Below are 17,541 nucleotides of genomic sequence, written 5' to 3'. Positions count from 1 at the left end.
AAGGAATCTCACCTCAGCCGAAGCTGAAGTCGAGGTTATTTGGCATTTGACAAGTGCACGCTGTTGAGTTCTCAAGGATCGGATGCTCCCACACCACCCCGCAGGGCTTCGTAGTGAGGCAACGTCACACTCTTCGCTCGACTCCCGAACGAGACGGCACGAAACGATCAGAAGATCATGTCGGGCTCATCACCACGGGGCTTCGAGGTGGAGTCCCCATCCTAGACCACGAGGTCCTGTTCTCTCTAGGAGAGGTTTGGGATGGATTTGGTTCTCCGCTTGAGGGGGCTGGGAGGCCTTTCAGTCTCTCGCTCTTCCCTGTGGGGCGAACAAGTAATAAGTTACGCGGCGCTCCGGAGTCGGGCAAATCTGGCCCGCATCCCGGGCGTGTCGCCTGTGTTTCCGGGCGAACGCGAGAGGCCGCCCTCCCTCGTCGGGGTGGGCGGCCTCGGGAGACGTCGGTCGTCAGGAGACGAACACGCCGGCCATCGTCTTCTTGCCGCGTCGGAGGACGGAGACACCGCCGGGCAGCGATCCCGTGATGACGTGTGCCTCGTCGACGACCTTCACACCGTCGACGGAGACACCGCCCTGCGAGATCGCGCGTCGCGCCTCACTCGCACTGGAGACCAGACCGGTGTCCAGAAGCGCTTGCACGACCGGGATCTCGCCGGCCGTCGCCACGTGCGGCAACTCCTCGAGCGCGGAGCGGAGCGTGGGCGCGTCGAGCGAGGTGAGATCCCCCTGCCCGAACAGCGCATCGGAAGCGGCGGCGACCGCAGTCGCGGCATCCACCCCGTGCACCGTCGTAGTCACCTCCATCGCGAGACGACGCTGGGCCGCGCGCCGGAAGGGTTCGTCGGCGACAAGGCGCTCGTACTCCTCGATGTCGGCGCGCGTCAGGAACGTGAACACCTTCAGGCGAGCGATGACGTCGGCATCATCCGTGTTGAGCCAGAACTGGTACATCCGGTACGGGCTGCACATGTCGGCATCCAGCCATACCGCGTTGCCCTCGCTCTTGCCGAACTTCGTCCCGTCGCTGTTGGTGATCAGCGGCGTGCCGATGGCGTGCACGGACGTCCCCTCGACGCGGTGGATGAGATCCGTACCGCTCGTCAGGTTGCCCCACTGGTCGCTGCCGCCGGTCTGCAGGACGCAGCCGTACTGCCGGTACAACTCGAGGTAGTCCATCCCCTGCAGGATCTGGTAGCTGAACTCGGTGTAGCTGATGCCCGCATCCGAGTTGAGTCGTGCGGCGACGGCATCCTTCTTCAACATCGTGCCGACCCGGTAGTGCTTGCCGACCTCGCGGAGGAAGTCGATCGCGCTCATCGGAGCGGTCCAGTCGAGGTTGTTGACCAGTCGCGCGGCGTTGTCGCCCTCGAAGCTCAGGAACCGTTCGACCTGGCCGCGCAGACGCTCGACCCACTCGGTGACGGTCTCGCGCGTGTTGAGCGTCCGCTCCGCCGTGGGCCGCGGATCGCCGATGAGACCGGTGGACCCGCCCACGAGCCCGAGCGGTTTGTGTCCAGCGAGCTGCAGACGCCGCAACAGGAGCAGCTGCACGAGGTTGCCGAGGTGCAGGCTGGGCGCGGTCGGGTCGAAGCCGCAGTAGTACGTGATCGGCGCTCCAGAGAGGAGTTCGCGAAGCGACGCTTCGTCGGTCGACACGTGCACGAGACCACGCCAGACGATCTCGTCCCACACATTCGCGAAGGACGGGTCGTTGGCGGGCGCGAGAGCCGTCAGTTCGGCACTCGATACGGATTCAGACACGCCCTCCAGGCTATCAGCGGGGCTCCGGCCGATCAGTCCGGCGACACCTCGTCGTACAGGCCGATGATGTTGCCCTCGGAGTCCCGCAAGTACACCCACCGCGAACGCTCATCGAGGGGCTGGATCTCGCCCATCTGCTCCCCGCCCGCGGCGACCGCGAGCGCGACGGTGTCTTCGATGCGGTCGACCGTGAAGACGACGGTGGGATGCGGCAGCACGCCCCGCACGTGCAGATCGCCGTTCGTCCCCTCGCCGTCGGGCTGCGTGATCGTCCCCATGTCGTCACCCCAGGGGGTGTAGTCGAAACCGAGCACGTCCTTGTAGAAGGCCTGGGCCCTCGGCATGTCGTCGACCGGGATCTCGAAGTGTTCCATTTTCGCCATGACCAGAGGCAAGCAGACCCCGGCATCCGCGGCAAGGGCTCAGGCGGCGGTGCCCCACCACAGGAGGATCGCCGCGCCGAGGGCAGTGACCCAGCTGACGAGACTGCCGATGAGGAAGTACTCCGCTCGCGTGCCGAGGTCGGTGTCTCGTGAGATCTCGGGGAAGCGCACGATCCCCTTCGCCGCGAGCACGGCGGCCAGGAGCGTGAACGCGCCGGTGACCGTCAGCGCGAACACGAGGACGCGCTCGAGCGGACCGATCAGACGCCCGCCCTTGAGCGCGGTGGGCGCATCGGGGGCGACCTCCCCGCCCCGGAGGGCGGCCCGGACGACGACGTTGCCGGACTCGGTCAGGAAGACGAGCGAGCCGAGCACGAACACGCCGACGTCGAGGCTCACGGCGCCGAGCGGTGACGTGACAGGCCACAGTTCGCCGAGAGGCCCCTGATCTTCGCGCACCCCTTGGAACGCGACCGCGCCGAGTGTCACGAGTCCCACCGCGACGAGCGGCCACAGCCCCGCACGGCCGCCGGCGGAGCCCGGAGTGGCGAGGATCCACATCGCGGCGGTCCCGGCAGCGACGAAAGCCCACACACCGGCATCCGCTCCCGACGCCACGATCAGCACAGCGAGCACGGCGACGACGAAGAACGCTGCCCGTCCGCGAGCCGGCGCGTGGAGTCGGATGAGATCCGCCAGACCCACGCCCAGGAGGACGATCCCGGCGCCGATCATGCGAGGCCCTCGCGCAGGTCGGCGAAGCCCGCGACGAGAGCGGCCGAACCCGCACTCGCCAGAGCCTGAGACACGGCGGGCTGCGTGATGCCCTCTGCATCCGCCAACTCGCGCTGGGTGCGACCGAGGCACCGGCCGTAGGTGAGGCGGCGAGCGCGCTCGCTCATCGACGCGACGAGTTCGTCCCTCGCGAGGAGGTAGGCGTTGGCGAGTGCCATGCGTTCGACCATGGCGGCATCCTCCCCCTGTGCTGCCGCGACACGCGTGCGCGCGTGCGGCACGGCGCGGTCTTGCAGCCGATGCGCCTCGTCGATGGCCGCGCGGGCCGCCCACCAGCCGGGCCCGTCCGTGATGTCGCCGCCGACGGGATCGACGGCGCCGACACCCAGCCCGAATCGCAGTCCGATGCCCTCCGGCAGATGCAGCTGGATCAGCAACAGCGACGTCAACGCGGCGGCGAGTCCGGGGAACACCGCCTGGAACTCGTCGCCGACCGTCGGCGCGAGAGGGGACTCGGCCACGGGATGATCGTCGTGCACCTGGCGCGACGTATCGATGATCGCTCGCTGCGCGCCGGCACGGTCGGCGAGGGTACGGGATCCGACGATGTCGGCGATCACCGCGACGCGAGAAGTCATGCCCCGCAGACTACGTCGGTTATGACTCGGTATCAATAAGCTTTTTGCTTATTTGAGACGAGGCATAAGAACAATCGGGTCAGAGTTGCAGACTCCGAGCGAGCTCCTGAGCCCGCGCGACGAGATCCGCCCGCTGCTCGGCGACCCGGACGGGCGCGGTTCCCCCCGCACCGTCGCGACTCGCGACCGAGCCCTCGACGGTCAGGACGTCACGGACTGCGGGATCGAGATGCGGCGACACCTCTGTCAGGAGCGCGTCATCCGCCTCCTCGAGTCCGATCCCCCGCTGCTCGCACGCCTGGACCAGTGCCCCTGAGATCTCGTGGGCGTCGCGGAACGGAACGCCCCGCTTGACGAGCCAGTCCGCCACGTCGGTGGCGAGGGAGAACCCCTCCGGCGCGGAGGCCACCATGCGGTCGGTGTGGAACCGCAGCGTCGCGATCATGCCCGCGAACGCCGGGAGCAGGACCTCGAGAGTCGTCACCGAGTCGAAGACGGGCTCCTTGTCCTCCTGCAGATCGCGGTTGTACGCGAGCGGAAGAGCTTTCAGGGTCGCGAGGAGTCCCGTGAGGTTGCCGATGAGACGACCCGACTTGCCTCGCGCGAGTTCGGCGATGTCGGGGTTCTTCTTCTGCGGCATGATGCTCGAGCCCGTCGAGAAGCCGTCGTCCAGACGCACGAAGGAGAACTCCCGCGTGTTCCAGATGATGATGTCCTCGGCGAAACGCGAGATGTCGACCCCGATCATCGCGGTCACGAAGGCGAACTCGGCGACCACGTCGCGTGCGGACGTGCCGTCCATCGAGTTCTCGGCCGGACGAGCCAGTCCCAGATCCTGCGCCACCGCCTGCGCATCGAGACCGAACGTCGCGCCCGCGAGCGCTCCCCCGCCGTACGGCGAGACGGATGCCCGCGCGGTCCAGTCGCGAAGACGCTCGAGGTCGCGGACGAGAGGCCAGGCGTGCGCCTGCAGGTGATGGGCGAGGAGGACGGGCTGAGCGTGCTGGAGATGCGTGCGTCCGGGCATGATCGCGGTGGGGTTCGCCTCGGCCTGCGCGACGATCGCGTCGATGACCCTCAGCAGGTCCCGCGCGATGACCCGCGAGTGATCGAGGAGATACAGACGCACGAGCGTGGCGATCTGGTCGTTGCGGCTGCGACCTGCGCGGAGCTTGCCCCCGAGTTCGGGGCCCACCTCCCGGATCAGAGCCGCCTCGAGGGCGCCGTGCACGTCCTCATCCGATTCGGCGGCGACGAGGTCGCCCGAGCGCACGGCATCGCGCAGGGCGTCGAGGCCCGCGTGCATCCGAGCCTCCTCGTCCGGCGTGAGGTATCCGGCGGACGCGAGTGCGCGCGCATGCGCGTGCGAACCGGCGAGATCGTATTCGGCGAGCGACCAGTCGAAGTGCGTGGAACGGCTCAGCGCGACGAGCTCCGGAGAGGGGCCCGTCGCGAACCGCCCGCCCCACAGTGCACCCTGATTCGTCGCCTCGCTCTTGCTCTCGCTCACGAGACCACCCTATCGGCGCCGGGTGGCTCCTCCCGAGGCACCAGGCGGCGCGACAGCGACGCGAGCGCCCGCTCGAGCGGGCCCTGGCCGAGGGTCGCCGCCCACGCGGAGCAGAGGAGCACGGCGCCCAGGCAGAACCACCAGAAGAGACCGAGGTCACGGAACGCCCGGAGGTCGGTGGTGTCCCCGAAGACGGCGAGAGCGACGAGGGCCCATACGAGGACCTGACCGACGTACGCCGTCAAGGGCATCGATCCGACGGCACGCAGCGGCGCCACGAGCCAGGTCACCGGCGTCCGGCAGAGCAGCAGACACGCGCCGATCACCGCGACCGCGAAGCCGCCTGACGCGATGACCTCCACGAGGCCGCCGCTGTGGGCCTCGGCGGAGAAGACCGCCTCCTCGTAGGACCCCGGCGCGGCGCCGCCAGCCCCGGCGACGGCCGAGACGCCTCCCCCGACGACCACCGCCGCGACCCCCGAGGCCAGGATCGTCACCTGGATCGATGCGCTCCCGAGATCCGATCGCCCCAACGCCATCCCGGCGACCACGAAGGCGATCCAGAGGGGGAACGGGTAGGCCCACCCCGTGAGGAAGAAGAGCGTTCGACCTGCGTCGGACCCCCATACCGGCAGACCGTCGATGAGCGGCAGCACCCACGGCACGGCCAGGGCCACGGATGCCGCGATCGCCCAGAGCGCGCGAGCGGAGAAGGCGAGCAGCGGAACGGCGAGGAGGAACAGGATCCCGTACGCCTGCAGGATGACGTAGATCGGGACGCCCGTCTGCGTGAGCAGCAGACCCACCGCCCACACGGCGCCCGCGCGGACGGCGAGTCGACGTCGGTCGACCCTCAACAGTCCGCCGCGGTGCGGCATCCGTCCACCCGTCATCAGCGCGATCGAGACACCCGCGAGGACGGCGAAGAGGATCGAGGATCGCCCGTTGACGAGATCGATCCACGTCGACGGGTCGGACAGCACGACGTCCTGCTCGATCGTCAGGAGATGCGCCGCGAGCATGCCGAACACGGCGAGCGCCCGGGCGAGGTCGATGCCGTGGAGCCTGGCGGGGCCGTTCCAGCTCCGCCAGGCATCCCTCACTGCTGTCGCAACAGCCACACCAGCAGCGCCTTCTGCGCGTGCAGGCGGTTCTCGGCCTCGTCCCAGACGACGCTCTGCGGTCCGTCGATCACGTCCGCGTCCACTTCGTATCCGCGGTCTGCGGGGAGGCAGTGGATGAAGACGGCGTCCTCCTGGGCGAGCGCCATCGTCTCCTGCGTCACCTTGTAGGAGCCCAGGTCCCGCAGGCGCGCGGTCTTCTCCTCTTCCTTCCCCATCGACACCCACGTGTCGGTCACGATGATGTCCGCACCGGCGGCCGCCTCGTTCGGATCGGTGAAGAGGGTGAGGGACCCGCCCGTCTCTGCGGCGCGGCGGTCGGCGTCGGCGACGACGTCCTCGCGGGGTGCGTAGTCCTCGGGCGAGGCGATGCGCACGTGCATCCCGGCGGTGACACCCGCCAGCGCGTAGGAGTGGGCCATGTTGGAGAGCCCGTCCCCGAAGAAAGCGAGAGTGAGACCCTTCAGCTCGCCCTTGTGCTCGCGGATCGTGAGCAGGTCGGCGAGCAGCTGGCAGGGGTGGAAGTCGTCGCTCAGCGCGTTGACCACGGGGACGCGCGTGTCCTTCGCCATCTCCTCGAGCCCGGCCTGCGCGTAGGTGCGCCAGACGATCGCGGCGACCTGGCGCTCCAGCACACGGGCGGTGTCGGAGGGGGTCTCCTTGCCGCCGAGCTGGCTGTTCGCGGTCGAGATGATGAGCGGCGAGCCGCCGAGGTCTGCGATGCCGACGGCGAACGACACGCGCGTCCGGGTCGAGGACTTGTCGAAGATGACGGCGACGGTCTGCGGACCCGCGAGCGGTTTCTCCTTCCAGCGGTCGGCCTTCAACTCGAGCGCGAGGTCGAGGATCTCGGCCTGCTCGGCGGGGGTCAGGTCGTCGTCGCGCAGCAGGTGGCGGGTCATGCGGAGGCCTCCGAGGTGTCGTGGGTCGTGTCATCGAGCATGAGGGCGTCCTCGACGGTGGCGAGGGCCCGGGCGAACAGGGTCTGGAACTCGTCGATCTCGACGTCGCCGATCGTGAGGGCCGGAGCGAGACGGATCGTCGAGTCGTTGGCGGCGTTGACGATCAGGCCGTGCTGCTGGGCAGCGGCGACGACGGCTCCGGCGACGGGATGCCGGAGCGCGACACCGATCAGCAGCCCCTGGCCGCGGCATCCCTCCACCAGAGGGGAGCCGATCGCGCCGACCGCGTCGCGGACCTGGCGGCCGCGCTCGGTCGCCGCCTCGACGAGGCCGGCGTTCTCGATCTCGTCGAGGACCGCAGACGCCACGGCCGTCGCGAGCGGGTTGCCCCCGAATGTGGATCCGTGCGTGCCGGGGTAGAAGAGCTCACTCGCGGCACCGAAGGTGATCAGGGCGCCGATCGGGATGCCGTTGCCGATGCCCTTGGCGACGGTGATCGCATCCGGGGTGATGCCGGTGTGCTGGAATGCGAACCACGCGCCGGTGCGCCCGGCGCCGGTCTGGATCTCGTCGACGATCAGCAGCGCGCCATGGCGACGGGTGATCTGCCGCGCGGCGGCGAGGTAGCCCTCGGGCAGCTCGAGCACCCCCGCCTCACCCTTGATCGGCTCGACGAACAGCGCAGCGACGCGGTCGTCGATGGCCTCTTCGAGCGCCTCGATCGTCGAGTCGAGGAACTCGACTCCAGGGACCATGGGCTCGAACGGCTGCTGCATGGCGGGCTTGCCGGTCAGGGCGAGCGTTCCCATCGTGCGCCCGTGGAAGGCGTTCTTCAGCGCGAGGATGCGAGGGCGATCGGTGCCGCCGTGCAGGCGCGCGAGCTTGAAGGCCGCTTCGTTGGCCTCGGCACCGGAGTTGCCGAAGTAGACCCGGCCGGAGTCCCCCGTGCCGGCGAGTCGCTTCAGCCGAGCCGCGAGACCGAGCTGGGGCGGCGTGGCGAAGTAGTTCGAGACGTGGCCGAGGGTCGCCGCCTGTTCGGCGACGGCCTGCACGAACACGGGGTGGGCATGGCCCAGGGAGATGACCGCGATGCCGCCGAGGAAATCGAGGTAGCGGGTGCCCTCGTCGTCCCACAGGTGTGCGCCTTCGCCGCGGACGAGCAGGGCGAACCGGTCCCCCGAGTTGAGGACGAGGTCGCGTGCCGCATCGTCCTTCCAGCTCACCGTCATCTGCGCGGTCATCCCGCCACCACCTCTGTTCCGATACCGCGTTGTGTGAAGAGTTCGACGAGCACCGAGTGCGGCTGGCGCCCGTCGATGATCGCCGCACGGTCGACGCCGCCGTCGACCGCGTCGAGGCAGGCCTGCATCTTGGGGATCATCCCCGACTCGAGGCTCGGCACCAGGGCGCGGAGCTCGGTCGCCGTCAGGTGCGAGACCAGCGAGTCGCGGTTGGGCCAGTCGGCGTAGAGGCCGGCGACGTCGGTGAGGATGACGAGCTTGACCGCGCCGAGAGCGACGGCGAGCGCGGCAGCTGCGGCATCCGCGTTGACGTTCAGGGAGCTGCCGGGCTGATCGACGTCCGGCGCGATCGACGAGACGACCGGCACCCGATCAGCGGCGAGGTGATCGAGGATCGCCGTCGGGTCGACGCCGACGACGTCGCCCACGTGCCCGAGGTCGTGCTCGGCTCCGTCGACGACGACACCGCGACGGCGGCCCCGGAAGAGTCCGGCGTCCTCCCCCGACATCCCGGTCGCGAACGATCCGTGCGCGTTGATGCGCGACACGAGCTGCGGGTTGATCTGCCCCGCGAGGACCATGCGGACGACCCCGATCGCCTCGGTGCTCGTGACGCGGTAGCCGCCCTTGAACTCGCTGGGGATCGCGAGGCGGTCGAGCATGGTCGAGATCTGCGGTCCACCGCCGTGCACGACGACGGGCTTCACCCCGACGTGGTGGAGGTACGCGATGTCCTCGGCGAAGGCGGCCTGCAACTCCTCGCTGACCATCGCGTTGCCGCCGTACTTGATGACGACGATCTGATCGCGGAAGCGCTGGAGCCAGGGCAGGGATTCGACGAGGACCGCGGCCTTGCCGGCGGCCTCTTCGGGCGTGGTCTGCTGGATATCGGTCATGACGAGTAGGCGCTGTTCTCGTGGACGTAGTCGTGCGTGAGGTCGTTGGTGAGGATCGTCGCCGCGGCCCGGCCGACCCGCAGATCGACGAGGATGTGCGTCGCGCGCGGAGTCAGGTCGACCTCCTCGCGGGGGCGGTCGGGACCGCCGGCCGTGCAGACCCGGACCCCGTTGAACGACACGTCGACGTCGTAGGGGTCGAAGGCGGCATCCGTCGTCCCGATCGCCGCCAGCACGCGCCCCCAGTTGGGGTCGTTGCCGAAGATGGCGGCCTTGAAGAGGTTGTTGCGCGCGATCGAGCGGCCGACCGTGACGGCATCCTGCTCGTTCTCGGCGCCGACGACCTCGATCGTGATGTCGTGGCTCGCACCCTCGGCATCCCCCTGCAGCTGCGCGGCGAGGTCGAGGCAGAGCTCGGTGAGGGCCAGCGCGAACGCGGCCGGCTCGGGACGGATGCCGCTGGCTCCGCTCGCGAGGAGCGTCACCTGGTCGTTCGTCGACATGCACCCGTCGGAGTCGAGCCGGTCGAAGCTGACCCGCGTGGCCTCGCGGAGCGCGGCGTCGGCGGCCGCGGCATCCAGGTCGGCGTCGGTCGTGATGACGACGAGCATCGTCGCCAGGCCCGGGGCGAGCATGCCGGCGCCCTTGGCCATGCCGCCGATCGTCCAGCCGTCCTGCGAGACGACGGCGCGCTTGGGACGGGAATCGGTGGTCATGATGGCGAGGGATGCCGCGTCTCCCCCGTCGGCGGAGAGGGCGGCGACACCCTTCGCGACACCGTCGAGGACCTTTCCGCGGAAGACCTCGTCACCGGTGCCGATGAGACCGGTCGAGCAGACGAGCACGTCACCTGCGCCGATCCCGAGGAGCTCGGCGGCCTTCTCGGCGGTCTGGTGCGTCGTCTGGAACCCGAAGGTCCCGGTGAAGCAGTTCGCTCCCCCGGAGTTGAGGACGATCGCCTCGACCACGCCGTCCCCGATGACCTGCTGCGACCACAGGATCGGGTTGGCCTTGGCGCGGTTGGTCGTGAAGACGGCCGCACCGACCTTCTTGGGCCCGCGGTTCACGACGACGGCGACGTCGTTCGCGCCCGTCGACTTGAGGCCTGCGGCGACGCCGGCCGCCTCGAATCCCTGTGCTGCCGTGACGCTCACGGTGCCACCCCGTTCACGCTCAGGCCCGTCGTCTCGGTGAGACCGAGGGCGATGTTCATCGATTGGATCGCGGCACCGGCGGTGCCCTTCACGAGGTTGTCCACGGCGGCGACGACGACGACGCGTCCGGCGGCCCGGTCGATCGCGAGTCCGAGGAGCGCCGTGTTGGCGCCCAGCACGTCGGCCGTCCGCGGGAACGAGCCCTCGGGCAGGAGGTGCACGAACGGCTCGTCGGCGTACGCCGATTCCCACGCGCCCCGGATCTGCGTGTCGGTGACACCGGGAGCGATGGGGGCCGTCGAGGTGGCGAGGATGCCGCGGGCCATGGGGACGAGGACCGGCGTGAACGAGATGCGGATGTCCGTCTCGGCCGGAGCGGCGGCGGCGAGCGCCTGCCGGATCTCGGGGATGTGCCGGTGCGTGCCGCCGACCGCGTACGGGTTGGCGGTGCCGAGGATCTCGGACGCGAGGAGGTTCGTCTCGAGGCTCTTGCCCGCCCCCGAGGGTCCGACGGCGAGCACCGTCACGATGTCGCCCGGGTCGATGACGCCGGCGGCGACACCGGGGGCGAGGCTCAGGGAGACGGTGGAGGCGTTGCACCCGGGCGCCGCGATGCGCCGCGCGCCGAGGAGGGCGTCGCGCTGCTTCGCGGTTCCGGTGGGGAGTTCGGGGACCCCGTAAGCCCACGGCTCGGAGAACGCACCCCCGTAGAACGCGTCCCACGCGGCGGGGTCGGTGAGCCGGTGGTCCGCCCCGGCATCGATGACGAGAGGAACGCCCTCGAGCATGTCGGTGTACTGCGCGGACTGACCGTGCGGCAGGGCGAGGAAGACGACGTCGTGACCGGCCAGGATGTCGGGGGTCGTGTCCTGCAGCGTCAGGTGCGCGAGCGACCGGAGGTGCGGCTGGTGGTCGATGAGGGGCTGTCCGGCGTTGGAGTGCGCCGTGACGGTGCGGATCTCGGCGTCGGGATGCGACGCGAGGAGGCGGAGGATCTCTCCACCCGCATAGCCGGAAGCGCCGGAGACGGCGACCGAGAAGGTCATGGATTCAACCTTATTGTCTGGAGTGAGCGGGGCCGAAGACGGCGACACCTGCGGCTCGATCCGCCGTGCGCGGAGAGCGGGAGGGGTCGCCTAGCGTCGGCGGTCGCCCAGACGTCGACGCGCGCGGACCACCGTCGAGACGGTGAGGGTCGCGGGCGAGGACATACCGCGACGGTAGCGCCGCGGCATCCGTCGTCGCAAATCGAGCTCAGCGCCCAGGCCGGAGCGCATCGATGAGAGCGAGCTCCTCGGCGCGTTCGAGACCCGCTGCGCGGGAACGGGCGACACCGCGTGCGCGCTCGTCCGCGAGGACGCGGTCGACCGTCTCGGAGAGGGGACGGATGCCGCCGCCCGCCGCCCGATAGGCGGCACCGCTCCGCGCGGCGAACCCGGGTACGTCGGCCGGGAGCCACAACGGGAGCGACCGGGGCCCGGACCAGAAGGCGACGCCGTGACGCTCGAGCCAGTCGGTCGGCGCGGCGTGCATCTCGCCGGTGTGGCCGGCGGTCTCCCGCGCGACGGTGAGGACGTCCGCGAGGGGGTGCGAGTGACCGACCGCATCGACGACACCGTCGAACCCGCGCGCCCCCGATGCCACGACGAAGGAAACCAGGTCGTCCACGTCGATCACCTGCGCGCGCAGCTCGGCGGCCTCGGGGACGAGGACGGGCTCCGCCCCGGCGGCGGCGAACCGCGCCGGCCAGTAGCCGAACCGATCCGTCGGGTCTCCGGGGCCCACGATGAGCCCCGGACGGACGATCGCCACGCGGGCGCCGAGCCCAACGGCAGCCTGCTCGCCGGCGACCTTGGCGCGGGCGTAGTCGTCCGGGTCGTCCTCGCCGAGAGGCTCCACCAGGCCCGCGTCCTCGTCGGCGCCCGGGGTGCTCGCGTCGGCATAGACGGACACGCTGGAGATGTACGTCGCGTGCGCGGCACGGTCACCGAGCGCGGATGCCGCGTGGGCGACGTGCGCCGGGACGGAGGAGACATCGACGATCTCATCCCAGTCGGTTCCGGCGAACGTGCGATACGCGTCCGGTTCGGCGCGGTCGAGCACGACGAGCTCGGCACCCTCCGGAGCCGTCCGACCGCCGCGACCGCTGACCGTCACGCGGGCGCCGCGGTCGAGCCAGGCCGCGGCGACCCGCCGGCCCACCCATCCGGTGCCGCCGAGGACGAGGACGCGGTCGCTCATGTCGTCGGGAGGGACCGGATGCGGTCGAAGAGCTCGGGTCCGGACCGGTCGAAGGTCCGCCCACCCAGGAAGACACCGAGGACGGCGGCACCGCATCCGACGATGAGGCCGACCGCGAGGGTCGCGAGACCCCAACCCGCCGGGCCTTGGACCATGCCGGTGACCGCGATGACGAGGACGGGGAGCGACAGCACGCCGATCACCGCCCACACGACGAAGACGAGGAGTCCGCTGACGAAGGTCTGGCCGGGGACGCTCTTGAACGGACTGTCCCCCGGCGCCGCAACGGGCGCGATGATCATCGCCGACGTCACCGCCGACACCCCGTATCCGACCAGGAGGACCCCCAGGGATGCGCCGAGCACGAGTGCAAGACGCCCGGCATCCCCACTGAGGACGCAGCTCACGATCGAGACGATGACGACGAGAGGGATGCCGAGGCTCGCCGCGCCGAGGAGACGTCCAAGACGGTCGTCTCGGCCGCGGATGCCCGTCGCGAGGACCGTCGCGTACGCCGTGCCGTCGTAGGAGATGTCGGCGTATCCACCGATCGCGAGCATGAAGGCCACGAGGACCGGGGACGCCGCGAACCCGAATCCGTCGACGCCGCCGATGAAGGCGAACAGGATCGGGAAGATCGGGACCACGAGCAACTGCCGGAGGTACCGCGGGTCGCGGAGCCACGCGTTGAGCGAACGGGCCCACGTCGCACCGACACCGCCGGTGGGCATGACGCCGAACAGACCGAGCTTGCCGGCGGCCACCTGCCGGCTCGACTGCCGCGGCGGGGCGGATGTCGACCGGTCGACGGCGCGGGACCAGGCCCACCCGAGGACGGCGAGGGTCGCGAGTGCGATGGCCACCCGAGCGAGCGCGAGCACTCCCTCGCCCGCGGCGAGCGCCGGCGCCACACCCCAGGCGGCGCCGAGCGGTGTCCAGGGCAGCACGGCGGCGGCGGCGCCGAAGCGATCGCCCAACGACCCCGTCCCCCCGTCGAGAAGGGCGAGGATGCCGGTGATGAGCGGGCCCGAGAGCATGATGACCACGAGCACGATCGTCCCGATGAGCTCCCGACCGCGCCGGTTCCCGCCCATGCCGCCGGAGAGCTCTCCCACGAGTCGCGAGGCGACGACGCAGATCGCGACCCCGATGAGCGCGGCGGGGATGCCCGCGAGCGCCGCCAGCGGCCAGCGCAGCCACAGGATGACGGAGATCAGGGCGACGAGCGTCGTGACGACGCCCGGGATGCCGGTGATCCCCGTACCGGCGAGCGCGAGCATCGTCTGGCGTCGCGTGAACGGGAAGGGGGCCAGGCGACGCGCATCGATCGAAGTGTCCATGCCGGTCGCGACGATCGGGGCGACGACCCATCCGAGGATCAGCGCGCTCCCCCCGAGGATGCTGACGCCGGCCGCGGCGTCGAGGGAGCCGAAGATGCTGAGCGAGATGATGCCCGCCGTCACGGAGGCCAGGATCCCGAGACCCCACAAGGCGCCGAAGATGAACCCGACGAGCTGCCAGGGCCGTCGGGCGAGCGTGTTGAAGAGCGCCCGGTACCGGAGCTTCAGGACTGTCGCAACCACTGCGGCCCCTCACTCGTGTGACGGCCGCCGACGAGCTCGACGAAACGGTCCTGCAGGGTCTGCCCCGCGCGGACCTCGTCGACCGTACCCGCGGCGAGGACCCGTCCGGCCGCGATGACCGCGACGTGGTCGCACATGCGCTGGACGAGGTCCATCGAGTGGCTCGAGACGATCACCGATCCGCCCGACGCCGTGTACCCGCGCAGCACGTCTTCGATGTTGGCGGCCGAGACGGGGTCGACGGATTCGAACGGTTCGTCGAGGACGAGCAGTCGTGGTGCGTGCACCAGTGCGCACGCGAGGGCGACCTTCTTGGTCATACCGGCCGAGTAGTCAGCGACGATCGTCCCGGCCGCGGGGCGCAGATCCATGAGGTCGAGGAGGTCGGAGACGCGGGGCGCGATCTCCGGGCGCGGAAGCCCGAACATCATCGCCGTGTAGGTGATGAGCTGCTCCCCGGTGAGACGGTCGAAGAGCCGAATGCCGTCGGAGAGGTTGCCGATCACGCGCTTGGCAGCGACCGGGTCGCGCCACACGTCGATCCCGTGCACCCAGGCGCCGCCCGCATCCGGACGCAAAAGCCCCGTCGCCATCGACAACGTGGTGGTCTTGCCCGCCCCGTTCGGGCCCACGAGGCCGTAGAACGAGCCGGACGGTACGACCAGATCGATGCCGGCGACCGCCGGAGTCGACCCGAACTGCTTCACCAGGCCGGAGAGATGGAGGGCGGGGACGCTCTGTTGCTCGCTCACGCGGCGAGCCTAGCGAACGGGCGTGTCGCGATGTCCACACCACCTGGCAGGGTGAGGGGATGCTGCGCACGCTCGCCGTCTCCGGTTACCGATCCCTCCGCGACATCGTGCTGCCCCTCGAAGCGCTCACGGTCGTGACGGGTCCGAACGGCTCGGGCAAGTCCAACCTCTACCGCGCGCTGCGTTTACTGGCATCCGCTGCGCGCGGCGACCTCGTCGGAGCCGTCGCACGCGAGGGAGGTCTGCCGTCCCTGCTGTGGGCGGGACCGGAGGAAGGTGGCGATCAGGGCACCGTGCGTCGGGGCCCGATCGCGGTGCAGCTCGGGTTCGCGTCGGACGAGCTCGGATACCTCGTCGACCTCGGCATCCCCCAGATCTCCCAGGAGAGCGTGTTCGCCCGTGACCCCGAGATCAAGCGGGAGCAGGTCTTCGCCGGCCCCCTGGCCAAGCCGGCGACCCTTCTGATCGACCGGCTCCGAACGCAGACGCGCGTTCGGGACGGCGCGTGGGTGAGTCTCGACCAGAAGCTCGCTCCGTTCGAGAGCATCATCACGGACCTGGCCGACGGCGACACCGCCCCGGAGCTGCTGGGGCTCCGACGGATGATGAACGGCTGGCGCTTCTACGACCACTTCCGGGTGGATGCGGACGCCCCCGCCCGCCGTCCCCAGGTCGGTACGCGGTCGCCGCTCCTCGCCCACGACGGGTCGAACCTCGCGGCGGTCTGGGCCACGGTCCACGACATGGGCTTCGGGCATCAACTCGATCGCGCCGTCGACGACGCGTTCCCCGGCAGTCGCGTGCGCGTCGAGGCTACCGACGGCGTGCTGCGACTCACCGTCAGGCAGTCGGGGCTCCTGCGACCCCTGGACGCGGCCGAACTCTCGGACGGGACCCTCCGTTACCTGCTCCTGTGCGCGGCGCTCCTGCCCGCCAGGCCCGCACCCCTCACGGTCCTCAACGAGCCGGAGTCGAGCCTTCACCCGAGCCTGCTCGAACCGTTGGCGCATCTCGTGCGGGCGGCATCCGAGCAGACGCAGGTCATCCTGGTGTCGCACGCGTCCGGGCTCGTCGACGCGATACCCGATGCCAACCGGGTCTCTCTCGAGCGGTACAGCAACGGCACGGCCGTCGAGGGACGGGGCCGATTGGACGGCCCACCGTGGAACTGGGGCAAGCGCTGAGCAGCCCCCTCGACGGATAGCGTTACGGGATGCCGCCACTCGCCGTCCCCGGTCCGATCCCGACGCGCTCCGGGCCCGTCACGGGCCTCCGCGACGGCGACGTCATCCGCTACCGGGGAATCCCCTACGCGACCGCCGCCCGCGGGGAGGCGCCCGTGGCGGCGCCGGCCGGACGCGCAGTGCTCAGCGCGGTGACTCCGGCGCCTGCCTGCCCGCAGCCGTCGTCGCGGATCCTCGACACCCTCCTGGAGGGCGCCCTCGACGGTGTGAGCCAGTCCGAGGACTGCCAACGCCTGTCGATCACGCTGCCGGCGGACCTCGATCCCGGTGAGGTCGTTCCCGTCATCGTCTGGTTCCACGGCGGCGGATACACGACGGGTGCCGGCGACCTCGAGATCTACGACCCCCGCGCGCTCGTCGTCGAGCAGCGCGTCATCGTCGTCGCCGTGACCTCGCGGTTGGGGCTGCTGGGGTTCGGCGGCGGCGGATCCGGCCCGAGGCATCCGCAGGACGGACCGCCCGCCAACCTGGGCCTGCTGGATCAGATCGAAGCGTTGCGCTGGATCCACGCGTCGATCGGCGCGTTCGGTGGGGATCCGACAACCCTCACCGCGATGGGCCAGTCCGCGGGCGCCGACGCGATCCTGCATCTCCTGATCAGCGAGGGGGCGCGCGGACTCATCCGCAGGGCCATCGTGCAGAGCCCGCCCCTCGGCGTCACCGGCGGACGGGAGCGCATGTTCCGAGCGATGGCGCGCGTGACGCGGGCGCTCGCCCCCGACGCCGCGACCGATGCGGTGCTGCGGCGGCAGTCCGGGGCGGAGCGCGCCTCCTGGCCGTTCGGCATCCGTTCGGGGCTTCCGTGGGGTCCGCGCTACGGTCACGCTCCCCTTCCGACCGAAGCGCAGCGGGATGCCGCGTGGCAGGCCGTCGCATCGGACGTCGACCTGCTCATCGGCACGACGCGCGAAGAGATCGCGATGTACCTGCCGGCGCTGCCCGTGGTCGCGCCGCTCCTGCGGGCTCCCGTCCTGGGGCGCGCTCTCCGAGCGCTGCTCATGCGCGCGATGGTGGGGCCGCTGACCCGCGTCGTCTACACGCGGCCCGTGCGGGCATTCGTCGATCGCCACCGAGCGGCGGGCGGTCGCGCCGTGCGGTACCTGCTGGAGGCAGCACCCGCGTCCAATCCGATCGGAGTCGGACACACCGTCGACGTCCCGCTGGTGCTCGGAACCCGCGATGCCTGGACGCGGACGAGCCTCGTTCCGCCCGACGCCTGGGCCGAAGTCGACGCGCGCGGGCGCGCGGTGCGGAGTGTCTGGGCTGACTTCGCGCGGACTGGCACCGTCGCACCCGACGCGGATGCCGATGCCTGCGGTATGCGCTTCGATCGCGGCTGACCGCAGCACACCCCGCAGGGTG

The 17,541-nt window shown here is 70.4% G+C and carries 16 protein-coding genes; 2 read left to right on the top strand and 14 right to left on the bottom strand.

Translation table 11 applies throughout. From position 1 onward, the window contains the following. Positions 1 to 465 precede the first annotated feature (465 nt). The 14 genes from tyrS to Q9S78_RS06735 form a co-directional block, all read right to left on the bottom strand. The gene (gene tyrS, locus Q9S78_RS06800) at positions 466 to 1,779 is read right to left on the bottom strand and encodes a tyrosine--tRNA ligase (protein WP_020098327.1); all 1,314 of its coding nucleotides are present in this window, start codon (positions 1,777 to 1,779) and stop codon (positions 466 to 468) included. Between the two features lie 32 nt (positions 1,780 to 1,811). Continuing rightward, positions 1,812 to 2,162, bottom strand: a complete 351-nt coding sequence (locus tag Q9S78_RS06795) for a VOC family protein (RefSeq protein ID WP_231370949.1) — start codon at positions 2,160 to 2,162, stop codon at positions 1,812 to 1,814. Positions 2,163 to 2,201: 39 nt separating this feature from the next. Then, positions 2,202 to 2,897, bottom strand: coding sequence for a hypothetical protein (locus Q9S78_RS06790; RefSeq protein ID WP_311869643.1), 696 nt, complete (start codon positions 2,895 to 2,897; stop codon positions 2,202 to 2,204). Then, positions 2,894 to 3,535, bottom strand: coding sequence for a SatD family protein (locus Q9S78_RS06785; protein WP_020098325.1), 642 nt, complete (start codon positions 3,533 to 3,535; stop codon positions 2,894 to 2,896). Before Q9S78_RS06785 ends, Q9S78_RS06790 begins: the two co-directional genes overlap by 4 nt. Positions 3,536 to 3,614: 79 nt before the next feature. Beyond that, the gene (gene argH / locus Q9S78_RS06780; protein ID WP_311859534.1) at positions 3,615 to 5,045 is read right to left on the bottom strand and encodes an argininosuccinate lyase; all 1,431 of its coding nucleotides are present in this window, start codon (positions 5,043 to 5,045) and stop codon (positions 3,615 to 3,617) included. Next, the gene (locus tag Q9S78_RS06775; RefSeq protein ID WP_311869640.1) at positions 5,042 to 6,166 is read right to left on the bottom strand and encodes a DUF418 domain-containing protein; all 1,125 of its coding nucleotides are present in this window, start codon (positions 6,164 to 6,166) and stop codon (positions 5,042 to 5,044) included. Before Q9S78_RS06775 ends, argH begins: the two co-directional genes overlap by 4 nt. Further along, the gene (gene argF, locus Q9S78_RS06770; protein WP_311869639.1) at positions 6,145 to 7,068 is read right to left on the bottom strand and encodes an ornithine carbamoyltransferase; all 924 of its coding nucleotides are present in this window, start codon (positions 7,066 to 7,068) and stop codon (positions 6,145 to 6,147) included. Before argF ends, Q9S78_RS06775 begins: the two co-directional genes overlap by 22 nt. Continuing rightward, positions 7,065 to 8,309, bottom strand: coding sequence for an acetylornithine transaminase (locus Q9S78_RS06765; RefSeq protein ID WP_311869636.1), 1,245 nt, complete (start codon positions 8,307 to 8,309; stop codon positions 7,065 to 7,067). The genes argF and Q9S78_RS06765 overlap by 4 nt, the downstream gene beginning before the upstream one ends. Next, complete coding sequence (gene argB, locus Q9S78_RS06760; protein ID WP_018187244.1) at positions 8,306 to 9,205, bottom strand: acetylglutamate kinase; 900 nt, start codon at positions 9,203 to 9,205, stop codon at positions 8,306 to 8,308. The genes Q9S78_RS06765 and argB overlap by 4 nt, the downstream gene beginning before the upstream one ends. Then, positions 9,202 to 10,359 (bottom strand): bifunctional glutamate N-acetyltransferase/amino-acid acetyltransferase ArgJ, encoded by a 1,158-nt coding sequence (argJ, locus tag Q9S78_RS06755; RefSeq protein ID WP_116228430.1) that lies wholly within the window; start codon positions 10,357 to 10,359, stop codon positions 9,202 to 9,204. The genes argB and argJ overlap by 4 nt, the downstream gene beginning before the upstream one ends. After that, a complete protein-coding gene (gene argC, locus Q9S78_RS06750; RefSeq protein ID WP_311869633.1) occupies positions 10,356 to 11,405 on the bottom strand; it encodes an N-acetyl-gamma-glutamyl-phosphate reductase in 1,050 nt (349 codons plus the stop codon). The genes argJ and argC overlap by 4 nt, the downstream gene beginning before the upstream one ends. A 208-nt stretch (positions 11,406 to 11,613) precedes the next feature. Further along, positions 11,614 to 12,600 carry an NAD-dependent epimerase/dehydratase family protein gene (locus Q9S78_RS06745; RefSeq protein ID WP_311869630.1) on the bottom strand — a complete coding sequence of 329 codons (987 nt, stop codon included), beginning with the start codon at positions 12,598 to 12,600 and terminating at the stop codon, positions 11,614 to 11,616. Further along, entirely contained in the window at positions 12,597 to 14,183 is a 1,587-nt protein-coding gene (locus Q9S78_RS06740) for a hypothetical protein (RefSeq protein ID WP_311859521.1), read from the bottom strand. The genes Q9S78_RS06745 and Q9S78_RS06740 overlap by 4 nt, the downstream gene beginning before the upstream one ends. Then, positions 14,165 to 14,935, bottom strand: coding sequence for an ABC transporter ATP-binding protein (locus Q9S78_RS06735; protein ID WP_018187239.1), 771 nt, complete (start codon positions 14,933 to 14,935; stop codon positions 14,165 to 14,167). Before Q9S78_RS06735 ends, Q9S78_RS06740 begins: the two co-directional genes overlap by 19 nt. A gap of 59 nt (positions 14,936 to 14,994) precedes the next feature. On the opposite strand from Q9S78_RS06735, the gene Q9S78_RS06730 reads away from it, so the two are divergent. Further along, positions 14,995 to 16,119: an AAA family ATPase gene (locus Q9S78_RS06730; RefSeq protein WP_311869628.1), complete on the top strand. Its 1,125-nt coding sequence runs from the start codon at positions 14,995 to 14,997 to the stop codon at positions 16,117 to 16,119. A 29-nt stretch (positions 16,120 to 16,148) separates the two neighbouring features. Then, the gene (locus Q9S78_RS06725) at positions 16,149 to 17,519 is read left to right on the top strand and encodes a carboxylesterase family protein (protein ID WP_311869626.1); all 1,371 of its coding nucleotides are present in this window, start codon (positions 16,149 to 16,151) and stop codon (positions 17,517 to 17,519) included. Positions 17,520 to 17,541: the final 22 nt, after the last annotated feature.

It is taken from the genome of Microbacterium aquilitoris (assembly GCF_031932285.1).
Lineage (GTDB): Bacteria > Actinomycetota > Actinomycetes > Actinomycetales > Microbacteriaceae > Microbacterium > Microbacterium aquilitoris.
This window is presented reverse-complemented; position numbering and strand designations above follow the sequence as displayed.